This is a genomic window from Bradyrhizobium sp. dw_411 (assembly GCF_018449695.1).
Classification (GTDB): domain Bacteria; phylum Pseudomonadota; class Alphaproteobacteria; order Rhizobiales; family Xanthobacteraceae; genus Bradyrhizobium.
Window position 1 is genome coordinate 38,907 of the sequence record NZ_JAAVUY010000003.1, and the last position, 14,698, is coordinate 53,604.

Below are 14,698 nucleotides of genomic sequence, written 5' to 3' on the forward strand. Positions count from 1 at the left end.
CAGTCATGTCAGGGTTAGACAGCCGCCACAATGTTGAAGAATTTGTAGCCCAATTTGGAACACAGGCTTAAGCTTAGGTCGATGCTGCAGAGGACGTTTGATGAGAGCTGAGAGCGTTGAGACGGTGCGGCGCATCCTGTGCGTTTTTCCGCGCTATACGTCTTCTTTCGGCACATTCGAATATGCCTATCCGCTGACCGACGGCGTTCAGGCCTTCATGCCGCCTCAGGGCCTGCTCTTGATTGCTGCCTATCTCCCCGAGGGGTGGCCGGTCCGCTTCATCGACGAAAACATCCGCCCCGCCACTCAAGAGGATTTTGAATGGGCGGAAGCTGTGTTCGTCAGCGGCATGCACATCCAGCGCCAGCAGATGAACGACATCTGCCGCCGCGCCCATGCATTCGATCTTGCGGTCGCGATCGGCGGCCCGTCGGTCAGCTCCTGCCCGGACTATTACCCCTCGTTCGACTACCTTCACGTCGGCGAACTAGGCGATGCGACCAACGATCTGATTGCCCGGCTGGCACGTGATCCGTCGCGGCCCGAGCAACAGGTGGTGCTCAAGACCCTCGACCGCCTCGACATGACGAGCTTTCCGCTTCCGGCCTATGAACTGGCCGAGCTTAAAAGCTATTTCCTCGGCAGCATCCAGTATTCGAGCGGATGTCCCTATCAGTGCGAATTCTGCGACATCCCGGGACTCTACGGCCGCAATCCGCGGCTCAAGTCGCCGCAGCAGATCACCGCCGAACTGGACAAGTTGCTCGAATGCGGCATCCGCGGTTCGGTCTATTTTGTTGACGATAATTTTATCGGCAACCGCAAGGCCGCGCTCGATCTGTTGCCGCATCTGGCTGAATGGCAGAAGAAGACCGGCTTTGTGTTGCGCTTCTCCTGCGAGGCGACGCTGAACATCGCCAAGCGCCCGGAAATTCTGGCCGGCATGCGCGAGGCGTTCTTCGCGACCATTTTCTGCGGCATCGAGACGCCGGATCCCGTGGCACTAAAGGCCATGCACAAGGATCATAACATGATGGTTCCCATCATGGAGGCGATCAAGACGCTCAACAATTTCGGCATGGAGGTCGTGTCGGGGATCATTCTCGGACTGGACACCGACAAACCGGAAACCGGTGCCGCGTTGCTCGAATTCATCGACGCGTCGCAAATTCCGCTTTTGACCATCAACCTGTTGCAGGCCCTGCCGAACACGCCGCTGTGGGATCGGCTGAAGCGTGAGAACCGGCTTCTGGAGGACGAAGGGCGCGAATCCAATGTCGATTTTCGACTGCCGTATGAGGATGTCGTAAAGACCTGGCGCGCCTGCATGGGAAGCGCCTACCAGCCGGCCAAGCTGTTGGAACGCTACGAATATCAAATCCGTGAAACCTATTCGAATTGGATCAAGCGACCCCGAACGCCGCAGCAGAAGTCATGGGCGAATATCAAGCTCGGCCTGATCATGCTTCGCAATATTTTCTGGAAAGTCGGGGTTCTCGGCGATTACAAAATCGAATTCTGGAAGTTTGCGCTACGGCGTATTGCCCGGGGCGAGATCGAGTTTTTGATCAGTTCGATTCTGGTTGCTCATCACCTGATCAACTTCGCCCGTGATGCTTCCGGCGGCCATACCAACGCGTCCTACTACTCGCTCAAGCTGCAAGAAGCGTCGGTTCCGGCCGAGTAGCGAGTGCCCATGGCCGTGACATCAGGGCCATCAGGTCGATCGCTTCGCGATCTCAAAAAATTGACCCCGGCGCGGGTCGGGCTTGGCCGCTCCGGCGCCAGCCTGCCGACAGAGGCACTGCTTGAATTTACGCTGGACCACGCCCGCGCCCGTGACGCGGTCCATGCCGCCTTCGATGTATCCGCCATAATGCAGGGCCTCGGTGATCTCGGTCTTCCGGCAAGTGAAGTCGCGAGCCGGGTCCATGACCGGAAGGAATATCTGAAGCGTCCGGATCTGGGGCGGATGCTTGATGCGGCCTCGCAGAAATTACTTGAGGGTTGCGCCGAGGGTTCCCGCCGGTTGGCGATCGTGATCGGGGACGGGCTCTCCCCGGCGGCGGTCAATGCGCATGCCCTCGAAGTTATCAGCCATCTCGTTCCCAGGCTGGCTGCTGATGGAATCGAAATCGGCCATGCGGTGGTCGCGTCGGGCGCGCGGGTCGCATTGGGCGACGAGATCGGCGCGATTTTGGGCGCGCGCATGATCGTGATGCTGATTGGCGAGCGGCCGGGCCTGTCCGCATCGGACAGTCTTGGGGCTTATCTAACCTTTGCCCCCCAAATCGGCCTTACAGACGAAAAGCGAAATTGCGTTTCCAATATCCATCGCGCGGGGCTCGGCTACGATGAAGCCGCTTTGCGGATTGCCTGGTTGGTCCGCGAGGGCCTTGCCCGGGAACTGAGCGGCGTCGCGCTGAAGGATGAAAGCGCTCAACCGGCGTCCCGGAGCATCACTTCAAATTGAAATCAGCATGACAAAATTGGAGACGCGAGCTCCATTTTGGCTGTGCGTGCGCCTATTTTACACGAAGGCGTCAGCTTGCGAGATAAGGTATAGACCTGCTACATCTCTTGCGGCAAATTTACCGCATGTTTTCAAGGGCTAGCACCGAGCAGACAACGCCGATCAAGGCCTGCTTTGGGTGTTGGAACTTGAGTTATTTAGATCGTAAGCCATTTAAATTGAGCCGACGCGAGAATTGGACAGGGTATGCTCGAAAAGAACAACGACAGTGAAGTTCATATCGGGAAGGTCGAGCAGCCGTCAGGGGGGCCCAGTATCGCCTTTGGGCTGGAGCGTGTCGGGCTGATTGCGGTTCAGAAGCCGGTCCTGTCCCTCATTATTCTCGTCGGGCTGATCATCGGTGCGCTGTTCGGGATCGATCGCATCAAGATCGACGATTCGCTGAGCCAGTTGTTCCGGTCCAATTCCAGGGAATACCGGCAATACGAATCCGAAATCAAACGCTTCCCGGCGGCTGAATTCGATGTGCTGGTGGTAGTCGAAGGCAAGGGGCTGCTGTCGCGGCCCAATCTCGAAAAGGTGCGCGATCTCGTCACCGATCTGCAACTGGTCGAGGGCACACGCGGCATCATTTCGCTGTTCTCGGCGCGCCAGGCGCCGGCGCCCGGCAAGCTGCCTGCGGCGTTGTTCCCCTCTGAGCTGCCGCAGGGCGCCGACTACGACAAGTTCATCGAGACCGTCAAAACCAACGAGATCATCCGCGGCAAGCTGCTGTCCGAAGACGGTACGCTGGCGCTGATTGTGATGTCGCTCGAACCCGATGTGGTTGCCAGCAGCAAACTCACCAAGACGATCGGCGATATGCGCAAGCTGATGGCCGAGGATCTCGCGGGGAGTGGCCTCAACGCGGAATTATCCGGCGTTCCCGTGATGCAGCTTGAAATCCGCAACGCGGTCAAACGCGACGGATTGACCTACAATGTCCTGGGTATCGTGGCCGGCTGTATCATCGCGATCATTTTCTTCCGCAAGATATCGTTCATGGTCGTCGCCGCGTTTCCTCCGATTATTGCGATCATCCTCGCGCTCGGCGGGCTCGGATGGGCCAATTTCAATCTCAATATGTTTTTGAACGTGATGACACCACTGATCATGGTGATCAGCTTCTCGGATTCGATGCAGCTCACCTTTGCTGCGCGCGATCGCCTGATTGCGGGCCAGGATAAATATACCGCGTTCAAGAACGCCGTCATGGTGGTCGGGCCGGCCTGCGTGCTCACCCATGGCACCGCCGGCATATCGTTCATTGCGTTGCAATTCTCGGATTCAGACCTGATCCGCAAATTCGGCGAGGCGGGGCTTGCCGCTACCGTGATCGCGCTGATCGCGGTGCTGTCACTGGTCCCGGTCTTTGGCGTGCTGTTTGTGCGCAACGAGAAGACGTTTGCCGTCAAGTTTCAGGGCGCCGATGCCGGCGTACAGATGCTGCGCAATTTCTGCTACTGGATCGCGGTGCGCATGGTCAGTCGCCCCGGCCTGTTCAGCCTGATCGCCGTTATACTCGTCGGCGGTCTGGCGGTGGTCTACTCCAATCTGGAGCCGCGTTACCGGCTCGCCGACCAGGTGCCCGACAAGCAGCAGGCGGTCGCGGCAAGCGGGCGGCTCGATGCCAAATTGACGGGCGCCAATGCCATCGACGTGTTGATTGAGTTCCCCAAGGGCGCTTCGCTGTATTCTGACGATACGCTAAAGACCATCGCCGATGTCCACTCGCTGGTGGAGAAGCAGGCCGGCGTCGGCAATGTCTGGTCGCTGGAGACGTTGCGGCGCTGGCTGACTGAAAAGGCTGGAAGCTCCGACGTCGCGACCTTGAAGGAATACGTCAGCGTGATTCCCGAATATCTGGTGCGGCGTTTCATTTCCGCTAATCAGGATGCGGTGGTGGTATCGGGCCGGGTGCCGGATCTGGATTCCAGTCAAATCCTTCCTGTGGTCGATAATCTCGATCACTCGCTGGATGTCATACGCAAGGCGCACCCCGGTTACGAGATTGCGGTCACCGGTCTTTCGGCGATCGCCGCGCGCAACAGCGCCAACATGATCGAAAAGCTCAATCGCGGATTGACCATCGAGTTCGCGCTGGTCGCAATCTTCATCGGGTTGGCGTTCCGCTCGGTGGTGGTGATGTTGTCCTGCATTCTGCCCGGCATCTTCCCGGTGGTTTTGTCCGGCACGGTGCTGTGGTTGATGGGGGAGGGATTGCAGTTTGCGAGCGTCGTTGCGCTTACCGTGTCGTTTGGCCTCGGACTAAGCGCGACCATTCACTTCCTCAACAGGTTGCGGCTCGAGAGCACACCGGGCATCAGTTCGGAACTGGCGGTCGAGCGCGCGACCGTACTGGTGGGTCCGGCGCTGATCCTGACCACGGTGGTGCTGGCCTGCGGTTTGGTGGTGACGGTGTTTTCCGATCTGCCGTCGTTGCGGCTATTCGGCTGGCTCAGCGCTTTCGCGATGATCGCAGCCCTGTTCGCGGACCTCTTTATCCTGCGGCCGACGTCGATGTTCCTGATCAACCTGTCGCATCGGATTCGCGGAACCGTCGACGGCGCCAAGCCGGCGGAGCAGCCTGGCGCCAACGGATAGGGAGAGCGTTTTCGAGCCAACGGGTCGCGCGAACGCGCGTCCGATGACAGGCTCCGTGGATACCGGTTCGTGTGAAGAGAACGCGTCAAAACAAAAAGGTTAGCCCTTCACCATCGTGATGTTGACGCCCCGGATGTCGCCCTTGGAACTGATCTGAACCGTCTGTTTGTTGCCGGAGGTCCGCAACGACAGCGTGGCGGAGAATCCAATGGCTTCAACGGCGACGTCGATCTTGCCGCCACCGGCGGTTCCCTGCAAATTGCCGATAATATTCCGGTTGGTCTCGGTCCAGTTGCCGGACACGCGGTCGCCTTCGCTCTTCACATCGCTGCTGAGATCGAATTTATAGCTGTCGCTGGCGCAACGGAGCGTCTGCTTCAAGGCCATTCCGGTGCCGTCGACCTTATACTCCGCCCGGCAGCGGATGCGCTCGGACGACCCGTCGGAGAGTGATACTGTTCCGTTGCCGGACCATGCTCCGTCAAAGCCGGCAAACGGGTGAGACTGGGCGTGGCTCGCCGAGGTCGACACCATCAGCGCGCCGCCGACAACAGCAGCCATAATCGTTTGCCCAAACAGCGTGGAGCCGAATAATTTCATTGTGGGTTTCCCATCAAAATGATTTTCGCAGGAGAGTGATGTCTCGCCGCATCGGAGATTTGGTGTCACCGCAGTGCTTTAGGTTCAAAACAGAAACCGATGGTCGTTTGCAATTGGCTAACCGGTCCACCACCTGCAGCGGATTGTCCCGAAGGCGCGAGTCGATTGGCATGCGGTATTTCGCCCGGTGAAGTCAGGAAGCTTCGGTTATCTCCAAATGTCATCCGTGGTGCATGTTGACGATTGACCGGTATGTGTCAGAAGTGCCACAGGACCTAAAAAAATAATACTGCAATATCATGTGGTTATGAGTATCGTCGAATTGACAATCCCTCACAACAATTCAGATTATGAATCGCCGTAAATTTGGCCGCATTTGGCAGCGCTTCTGGCAAGTTCGTTGCTGCGGTTCGCGGCGTTTACAATCTGAATGGTCTGCCCCGGTCGCGTCATGTGCTATTCGGGTTGGAATTCTCTGCCGTTAGAATGAAGGAACACGATGCGTAAATTTTTCTTGGCACTCACTTTGTTGTCGCTGTCGGTCTCCACCGGGGCCATCGCCCAGCAACAACGCAGCGGCACACCGGAAGAACAAAAGGCTTGCTCGCGCGACGTTCAGCGCCACTGCCGTCCGGTGATGGATCAGGGCGACCTGATCGTTCTGTCCTGTCTTCAGCAAAATCGTCCCAAGATCAGCGCGGCCTGCGACAAAGTGCTGAAAGATCACGGGCAATAATACCCTTCCGGATCCGGCCATCGCCGCCACAGGGCCGTTACAGGCTCTTTTGAGGCATGGCCGGAATCTGCGGGAAATCGCAGATAGCATTGGTTTTGGTATCGTATTCCCTTATACGGGGGTCGCGATCCGCACCCGTGCGCGGCTGCGCCGGGTCATGCGCAGCCTCTGTTTCCAACGAATGTAGCCAGTTCTCGATGACCACCGCGAGCGAATTGCGATCCGGCAAGACTCACCGTGACGAAAACTTCCCGGTCGCGTCGTGGATCATTCATCCGCGCCACCGTGCGTTGATTCTCGCTTTCTATAATTTCGTGAGAACCGCCGACGACATCGCCGATCATGCGGCGCTCGGCGAGACCGAAAAGCTGGCCTATCTCGATCTCATGGAAGCCGAATTGCTGGGGCAGGGCGACAGCCAGCCCGAGGCGGTCAATCTGCGGCGCGCGCTGGCCGAGCGCTCGATGCCACCGCGTCACGCGCTCGATGTTCTCGTTGCCTTCCGGATGGATGTGACCAAGCTTCGTTATGAAAACTGGGATGAAGTCATCCATTATTGCCGATATTCGGCGATGCCGGTCGGACGCTTCATGCTCGACGTTCACGGCGAGAGCACGTCGACCTGGGCCGCGTCGGACGCTCTCTGCGCCGGTCTGCAAATCAACAATCATCTGCAGGATTGCGGCAAGGACTATCACAATCTCAATCGCGTCTATCTTCCGCGCGATGCACTCGCCGCAGCCGGGGCCTCTGTCGAGGCCCTTGGCGCTGCGCGGTCATCGGCGCCGCTATTGCAATGCCTGCATTCGCTCGCCGCGAAGACCGAGGTTTTGCTCAACGAGAGTAAATCGCTGGCTGCCGAAGTGAAGGATTTTCGGCTGGGGCTGGAGATTTCGGTGATTCAAGCCTTCGCCGACAAGATCGTAAATCTCCTGAAAGTGCGCGATCCCCTCAGCGAAACCGTGCATCTCGGCCCGACGCAGTTGCTCATCCACAGTCTCGGCGGAATGGCCGGCGAAATGACGCGCCGGGCCGTTGGACGACGCCCCTTGTCCAAACCGGCGGCCGGCGCATGACGGCTGAGACCGCGGCAGCTACTGCAAGTTACGGATCGTCGGCATCCGGCAGCTCATTTTACGCGGCGATGCGTATCCTGCCGCAGGAACAGCGCGAGGCGATGTTCCAGATCTATAGTTTCTGCCGGCAGGTCGACGATATCGCAGACTCAGATGGCCCGCGGCCCGAGCGGATGGCAGCGCTTCAGCAGTGGCGCGATGACATCGACGCGCTGTATCAGGGCAATCCGCCGGCACGATTGCGCGACTACGTCGCATCGGTTCAGAAATTCGGCCTCAAGCGCGAGGATTTTCTGGCCATCGTCGACGGCATGGAAATGGACGTGCCGCAGGATATCCGCGCGCCTGATCTCGCCACGCTCGATCTCTACTGTGATCGCGTGGCCAGTGCGGTCGGGCGCCTGTCGGTGCGGGTGTTCGGCCTCGCGGAGGACGATGGAATCCTGCTCGCGCATCATCTTGGCCGTGCGCTGCAATTGACCAATATCCTGCGCGACATCGATGAGGACGCCGGCATCGGCCGGCTGTATTTGCCGCGCGAGGGCCTGCTGCACGCCGGCATCACCAGCGCCGATCCGATCAAGGTGATCGCGGATTCGGCGCTGCCGAAAGTGTGCACGCCGCTGGTTATTCGGGCGCGCGCGCATTTCGAAAAGGCCGACGAAATCATGGGTCGCAATCCGCGCCGCGTGGTGCGCGCGCCCCGCATCATGTCGAAATATTATCGCGCGATCCTTGAATTGCTGGTCGCCCGCGGGTTCGCGGCGCCGCGCACGCCGGTTCGCGTCAACAAGATTGCCCGCCTTGCCATTCTGCTTCGTTACGCGCTGATCTGATGCAAAAGACCGTCCACATCATTGGCGCCGGAATTTCCGGCCTCTCGGCAGCCGTCCGGCTGGCGAATGCGAATTATCGGGTGCATGTCCACGAAGCCACGCAGCAGGCCGGTGGCCGCTGCCGGTCCTATTTCGACGCGGCGACCAACCTCACCATCGACAACGGCAATCACCTTCTGCTCTCCGGTAACAGCCATGCCGTGGCTTACGCCAGATCGATCGGCACCGAGGCCGGACTGGTCGGGCCGAAGCGTGCCCAGTTTCCGTTCGTCGATCTGAAAACCGGCCAGCGCTGGCAACTCGACCTCGGGAATAGCCGGCTGCCGCTGTGGGTATTCGATAAAGCGCGCCGCGTGCCCGACACCGGCCTGCTCGATTACCTGGCATTGATGCCGCTGATCTGGGCAGGGCAGGGCAAACTGGTCGGCGACGCCATTCCCTGCAAGGGCACGCTGTACGACCGGCTGGTGCAGCCCTTGCTGCTGGCGGCACTCAATGTCGATCCGCCCGAGGGATCCGCCGGCCTCGCCGGCGCGATCGTGCGCGAAACCCTGCTGGCGGGAGGAGCGGCTTGCCGCCCGTTGATCGCCCGCGAGGGCCTCAGCGCGGTGCTGGTCGAGCCCGCCATCAAGCTGCTGCAGGGCAAGGGCGCGAGCGTCCGGTTCGGGCATGAGTTGCGCGCCTTCGGCATGTCGGCTGACAGCATCGGCGAATTGAAATTCGGCGACGACAATGTCGCGGTTGAGCCCGGCGATGCCGTGGTGTTGGCCGTTCCACCGCGCCCGGCTGCGACGCTGCTGCCGGGCCTGAAGACGCCGACCAAGTTCCGGGCGATCGTGAATGCGCATTTCCGCTTCGATCCCCCTGCGGACTTGCCGCCTCTTCTTGGCGTCGTGGGCGGGCTGGTGGAATGGCTGTTTGCGTTCCCGCAGCGCCTGTCGATCACCATCAGCGGCGCCGACCGGCTGGTGGACTTGCCGCGTGAGGAATTGGCGCAGGCGATCTGGCGGGATATCTGCAAAGCCGCCGGGATCGTTGCCGATCTGCCGCCTTGGCAGATCGTGCGCGAACGCCGCGCCACATTCGAGGCCACACCGGAACAGAACGCACTGCGGCCGGGCGCCCCGACGGCCCAGAAAAACCTGTTTCTCGCAGGCGACTGGACTGATACGGGGTTGCCGGCAACCATCGAAGGGTCGGTCCGATCGGGGAACCGCGCCGCCGATCTCGTCCTGGCCAGGAACTGACCGGAGTGGGCTGATCGAGCGATTGCAAGATCAGGGTTTTTCGATCAGACCGGACGGGCAAAAGCAGCGGATGTCAGGGCAGATGCATTCCGGAAACAGCACAGTTGGGACTGAGATCGGCGGCGCGCTGGCGACGAGCATCGATTCGGCAACGCGGGGCTTGCTGGACTATCGCAAGCCCGACGGACATTGGGTATTCGAGCTGGAAGCCGACTGTACCATCCCCGCCGAATACGTGCTGCTTCGTCACTATCTCGGCGAGCCGGTCGATGCCGTGCTGGAAGCCAAAATCGCAAATTACCTGCGACGGGTTCAGGGCGCGCATGGCGGCTGGCCGCTGGTGCATGACGGCGCCTTCGACATGAGCGCCAGTGTGAAATCCTATTTCGCGCTGAAGATGATTGGCGATTCGGTGGATGCGCCGCATATGGTGCGGGCGCGCGAGGCAATCCACGCGCGCGGCGGCGCCATCAATAGCAACGTTTTCACGCGCTTCATGCTGGCGATGTTCGGGGTGCTGACATGGCGCAGCGTCCCGGTGTTGCCGGTCGAGATCATGCTGCTGCCGTTCTGGTCGCCGTTCCATCTCAACAAGATATCGTACTGGGCACGCACCACGATCGTGCCGCTGATGGTTTTGGCGGCGCTGAAGCCGAGCGCGAAGAATACAAGCGGCGTCGGCATCGATGAGCTGTTTCTGCAGGCGCCGCATTTGATCGGCATGACGGCCAAGGCGCCGCATCAGAGCTGGGGCTGGTTTCTGCTGTTTCGCGGACTGGACATGGTGTTGCGGACGGTCGAGCCGCTGTTCCCGAAAACGCTGCGAGCCCGAGCGATCGACAGCGCGGTCGCCTTCATAGAGGAGCGGCTGAACGGCGAAGATGGCCTTGGCGCGATCTATCCGCCGATGGCCAATACCGTGATGATGTATGAGGTGCTCGGCAAGCCGGCGGATTATCCGCCCCGCGCCGTCACGCGCAAAGGGCTCGATCTGCTGCTGGTGGTCGGCGAGCACGAGGCCTATTGCCAGCCCTGCGTTTCGCCGGTGTGGGACACCTCGCTGACTTGTCATGCCCTGATCGAAGCCGGGGGCGAGGCGGCATTGGTCCCGGCCAAACAGGGGCTGGACTGGCTGATCCCCAAGCAGGTGCTGGACGTCAAGGGCGACTGGGCCGTGAAGCGGCCGGATGTTCGTCCCGGCGGCTGGGCGTTCCAGTACAACAACGCCTATTATCCCGATCTCGATGACACGGCTGTCGTCGTGATGGCGATGGATCGCGAGCGCCGCGCCAACCCCAATCCCGTCTACGATACCGCGATCGCCCGCGGCCGCGAATGGATCGAGGGCATGCAAAGCCGCGACGGTGGCTGGGCTGCCTTCGACGTCAACAATCTAGAATATTATCTCAACAATATCCCGTTCTCCGACCACGGCGCGCTGCTCGATCCCCCGACCGAGGACGTCACCGCCCGCTGCGTCTCGATGCTGGCTCAGCTTGGCGAGACCGCGCAAAGCAGCCCTGCGGTAGCGGCAGGGGTCGATTATCTGCGCCGGACCCAACTCGCGGAGGGCTCGTGGTACGGCCGCTGGGGCCTGAACTACATCTATGGCACCTGGTCGGTATTGTGCGCGCTCAACGCCGCCGGCGTGGACCACGGGGATCCCGTGATGCGCAAGGCCGCGGACTGGCTGCTATCGATCCAGAACGCGGATGGCGGCTGGGGCGAGGATGCCACCAGCTACCGATTGGATTATAAGGGATTCGAGGGTGCCCCCACCACCGCCTCGCAAACGGCATGGGCTTTGCTTGGATTAATGGCGGCCGGCGAAGTGGAACACCCGGCCGTGGCGCGGGGCGTGCAGTACCTGATTGCAACACAGACGGAAAAAGGTCTGTGGGACGAGCAGAGATACACCGCTACCGGGTTTCCTCGGGTGTTTTATCTGCGCTATCATGGTTATCCGAAGTTCTTCCCGCTCTGGGCGTTGGCGCGGTACCGGAATTTGAGGAGCACCAACAGCAAGGTGGTAGGGGTCGGAATGTGACGTTGGGGATGGGGCAAGCTACTTCCGTGGGTAACTCGATTGACCCGCGGCCGATACTGATCGTGACAGGTCTGGTGCAGGAGGCCCGCATTGCGGCCGGTCCGGGCATGACCGTCATCTGCAGCAGTAGCGATCCCCAGCAATTGCGGGCCCTTCTGACCGTGTTCGATCCCTCGACGATTCGGGGCGTGATCAGCTTCGGCGTGGCCGGCGGACTGGATCCCTCCTTGCGATCCGGCGACGTCGTGGTCGCGACCGAGGTCCTGGCCGGCGATACCCGTTGGCTGGCCGGCCTGTCGCTGAATGAAGAGTTGATCGCCAGCGTTGCGCTGGGGCGGCGGCGCGTGGTCCGGGGCGGCCTGGCCGGCGTCGAAGAAGTGGTCGTCGCCCGTGACGGCAAGGCCGCGCTGCGCTCGGAGACGGGTGCGGCGGCGGTCGACATGGAGAGCCATATCGCGGCGGCCTATGCCGCCGAGGCAGGCTTGCCGTTCGCCGCGCTGCGCGTCATCAGCGATCCCGCCTCGCGCGCGCTGCCGGAACTGGCGCGGTCCGCCGTCAAGCCGAATGGCGATATCGACCTGCGCAAGGTGCTGCGCGGCCTTGCGCGCAACCCGATGTCGCTGCGCGCGCTGGTCTCGACCGGAATCGATTTCAATCGCGCGCTGCGCAGCCTACGCGGCTGTCGAAGCTTTCTGCTCGGCGGCGAGGGCTTCGTCGCGGCGGATCTCTGACAGGCGCTTCTGCACCTCCGACGAGAAGATGTACTGCGCCGGACGCTGGTGATCGAGATTGATCTCGGGCGCCATCGGGCCGGTCGTGCGCACGCCGCGCAGCGCCACCCACATCGCCTTCAGCGGATTGGTGAGGGCGGCGTTCGCCGCAGTCGGCTCATAACCGCAATGCGCCATGCAGTCGGCGCACTTCTCGTACTTGCCGGTGCCGTAGGTCTCCCAGTCCGTGGTGTCCATCAGCTCCTTGAAGGTCTTGGTATAGCCTTCACCGAGCAGATAGCAGGGCTTCTGCCAGCCGAAGATATTGCGCGCCGGCATGCCCCACGGGGTGCATTCGTAATTCTGGTTGCCTGCAAGGAAATCCAGGAACAGGCCCGAATGCATGAAGTTCCACTTCTTGCCCTTGCCGAGCGCGAACACGTCGCGGAACAGCTTCTTGGTCTTGGTGCGGTTGAGGAAGTGCTCCTGATCGGGCGCACGCTCGTAGGCATAGCCGGGCGACATCGAAACGCCGACGCCGAGTTCGGTGGTGAAGTCGAGGAACTTGGCGATGTCCTCCGCGGCATGGCCGTCGAAGATCGTGGCGTTGACGTTGACCGTGAATCCCTTGGCCTTGGCGGCCTTGATCGCGGAGACGGCGCGATCGAACACGCCCTTCTGCGACACGGCCTTGTCGTGGTGGTCCTTGAGGCCGTCGAGATGCACCGAGAAGAACAGATAGGGCGACGGCTCGAACAGATCGAGCTTCTTCTCCAGAAGCAGCGCGTTGGTGCACAGCGAGACGAATTTCTTGCGCGCGACCAGGCCGCGCACGATCTCGCCGATCTCCTTGTGGATCAGCGGCTCGCCGCCGGGAATAGCAACCATCGGCGCGCCGCATTCATCGGCCGCGTCCCAGCATTCCTGCGCCGACATGCGGCGGTTGAGGATCGCATCGGGATAATCGATCTTGCCGCAGCCGACGCAAGCAAGGTTGCAGCGAAACAGCGGCTCGAGCATCAGCACCAGCGGATAACGTTTCCGGCCCAGCAGCTTCTGCTTCATCAGATAGCCGCCGATACGCATTTCCTTGAAGAACGGTATTGCCATTACAAGTTTCTTTCCGGGCTCAGTAGAGAAGTGGATCAGCCTGCCGTCAGTTCGGCCGGCAGGCGAAATTCGATATTTTCTTCACGGCCCGGAAGCACCGAGACCGCGACCGGTCCAATGCGCCTCAAGGCCTCGATCACGTCGTCGACCAGGACTTCCGGCGCCGAGGCGCCGGCCGTAATGCCGACCGCCTTGGCGTCCTTGAGCCAGGCCGGATTCAACTCACTACCGTCAGCGATGAGGTAACTTGCCACCCCGACTTCAGTGCCGATTTCGCGAAGCCTGTTGGAATTGGAGCTATTGTTGGCGCCCACCACCAGAATAACGTCCACCAGCTTGCTCAGGTCCCTTACCGCAGATTGGCGGTTCTGTGTCGCATAGCAGATATCCCGGATGTCGGGGCCTTGAATATCTGTAAAACGTTGGTGAAGGGCCGCAATAATGTCCTTGGTATCGTCCACGCTCAGCGTGGTCTGGGTGATATAGGCCACCGGAGTGTCCGTGGGCAGGGTCAAAGCCGAGACATCGTCGACGTTCTGGACCAGAAGCACCGGGCCGGAGACCTGACCCATGGTTCCCTCGACCTCGGGGTGGCCGGCATGGCCGATCAGGATCAGCGCCCGGCCTTTCGACATATAGCGTTTGCCCTGATTGTGGACCTTGGTGACCAGCGGGCAGGTGGCATTGAGGACCGGCAGGCCCCGCGCCGCGGCCTCCTCCTCGACGCTGCGCGCCACGCCATGGGCGCTGAACACCGTGACGGCGTGCGGCGGAACTTCCGAAAGGTCCTCAACGAAGATCGCGCCCTTGTTTTTCAGGCTTTCGACCACGTATTTGTTATGGACGATCTCGTGGCGGACATAGACCGGCGGCCCGTATTTCTCGAGCGCACGCTCGACGATCTCGATCGCACGCACGACACCCGCGCAAAACCCGCGCGGCTGTGCCAGATACACCTCCATGGGACGTCCGTTACGCAAGTTGCACCAAATTCATTCGGTATCTCCGTATGGAGTGGATGTCTGCAATATCCGCACCAAGAATCCCCAAAGAGCTTGGTTGCCCAGTGCTTTGTGTCAAAAAAAGACCGGATAGAAAAGGCGGATTGCATAACGATTTGCTCCGGTCATCCATGTCAAATTAGGTACTATAATACAGTTTGCGACAATTCGCCAGGGGCCAGTACCTCTGGATTCCCTTGATCGTCACTTTTCGGCGGC

Annotated in this window: 12 protein-coding genes; 9 read left to right on the forward strand and 3 right to left on the reverse strand. The window is 60.7% G+C overall.

Annotated elements, in window-relative coordinates:
• Positions 1-100: 100 nt before the first annotated feature.
• From HB676_RS05300 to HB676_RS05310, 3 genes are all read left to right on the forward strand, one after another.
• The gene (locus HB676_RS05300; protein WP_213736651.1) at positions 101-1,687 is read left to right on the forward strand and encodes a B12-binding domain-containing radical SAM protein; all 1,587 of its coding nucleotides are present in this window, start codon (positions 101-103) and stop codon (positions 1,685-1,687) included.
• Positions 1,688-1,696: 9 nt separating this feature from the next.
• Complete coding sequence (gene eutC / locus HB676_RS05305; RefSeq protein WP_213736652.1) at positions 1,697-2,473, forward strand: ethanolamine ammonia-lyase subunit EutC; 777 nt, start codon at positions 1,697-1,699, stop codon at positions 2,471-2,473.
• A 246-nt stretch (positions 2,474-2,719) separates the two neighbouring features.
• Positions 2,720-5,116 carry an MMPL family transporter gene (locus tag HB676_RS05310; protein ID WP_213736653.1) on the forward strand — a complete coding sequence of 799 codons (2,397 nt, stop codon included), beginning with the start codon at positions 2,720-2,722 and terminating at the stop codon, positions 5,114-5,116.
• Between the two features lie 99 nt (positions 5,117-5,215).
• Here HB676_RS05310 and HB676_RS05315 read toward each other — a convergent pair whose 3' ends face one another.
• Positions 5,216-5,716 carry a hypothetical protein gene (locus tag HB676_RS05315; RefSeq protein ID WP_213736654.1) on the reverse strand — a complete coding sequence of 167 codons (501 nt, stop codon included), beginning with the start codon at positions 5,714-5,716 and terminating at the stop codon, positions 5,216-5,218.
• Positions 5,717-6,215: 499 nt separating this feature from the next.
• Between HB676_RS05315 and HB676_RS05320 the strand changes: the two genes are divergently transcribed.
• The 6 genes from HB676_RS05320 to HB676_RS05345 all read left to right on the forward strand — a co-directional run bounded on the left by HB676_RS05320 (position 6,216) and on the right by HB676_RS05345 (position 12,389).
• On the forward strand, positions 6,216-6,452 hold the full coding sequence (locus HB676_RS05320; RefSeq protein WP_213736655.1) for a hypothetical protein: 237 nt from the start codon (positions 6,216-6,218) through the stop codon (positions 6,450-6,452).
• Positions 6,453-6,649: 197 nt separating this feature from the next.
• Positions 6,650-7,528 (forward strand): squalene synthase HpnC, encoded by an 879-nt coding sequence (gene hpnC, locus HB676_RS05325; RefSeq protein ID WP_213736656.1) that lies wholly within the window; start codon positions 6,650-6,652, stop codon positions 7,526-7,528.
• Positions 7,525-8,364 carry a presqualene diphosphate synthase HpnD gene (hpnD, locus tag HB676_RS05330; protein ID WP_213736657.1) on the forward strand — a complete coding sequence of 280 codons (840 nt, stop codon included), beginning with the start codon at positions 7,525-7,527 and terminating at the stop codon, positions 8,362-8,364. Before hpnC ends, hpnD begins: the two co-directional genes overlap by 4 nt.
• Positions 8,364-9,611, forward strand: coding sequence for a hydroxysqualene dehydroxylase HpnE (gene hpnE, locus HB676_RS05335; RefSeq protein WP_213736658.1), 1,248 nt, complete (start codon positions 8,364-8,366; stop codon positions 9,609-9,611). The genes hpnD and hpnE overlap by 1 nt, the downstream gene beginning before the upstream one ends.
• 82 nt (positions 9,612-9,693) lie before the next feature.
• Positions 9,694-11,658, forward strand: coding sequence for a squalene--hopene cyclase (shc, locus tag HB676_RS05340; RefSeq protein ID WP_213736659.1), 1,965 nt, complete (start codon positions 9,694-9,696; stop codon positions 11,656-11,658).
• Entirely contained in the window at positions 11,655-12,389 is a 735-nt protein-coding gene (locus HB676_RS05345) for a phosphorylase (RefSeq protein ID WP_346347259.1), read from the forward strand. The genes shc and HB676_RS05345 overlap by 4 nt, the downstream gene beginning before the upstream one ends.
• On the opposite strand, the gene hpnH is transcribed toward HB676_RS05345, so the two are convergent.
• Positions 12,330-13,478 carry an adenosyl-hopene transferase HpnH gene (gene hpnH, locus HB676_RS05350; protein ID WP_213736661.1) on the reverse strand — a complete coding sequence of 383 codons (1,149 nt, stop codon included), beginning with the start codon at positions 13,476-13,478 and terminating at the stop codon, positions 12,330-12,332. The genes HB676_RS05345 and hpnH overlap by 60 nt on opposite strands.
• 35 nt (positions 13,479-13,513) lie before the next feature.
• On the reverse strand, positions 13,514-14,440 hold the full coding sequence (gene ispH / locus HB676_RS05355; RefSeq protein ID WP_213736662.1) for a 4-hydroxy-3-methylbut-2-enyl diphosphate reductase: 927 nt from the start codon (positions 14,438-14,440) through the stop codon (positions 13,514-13,516).
• Positions 14,441-14,698 lie beyond the last annotated feature (258 nt).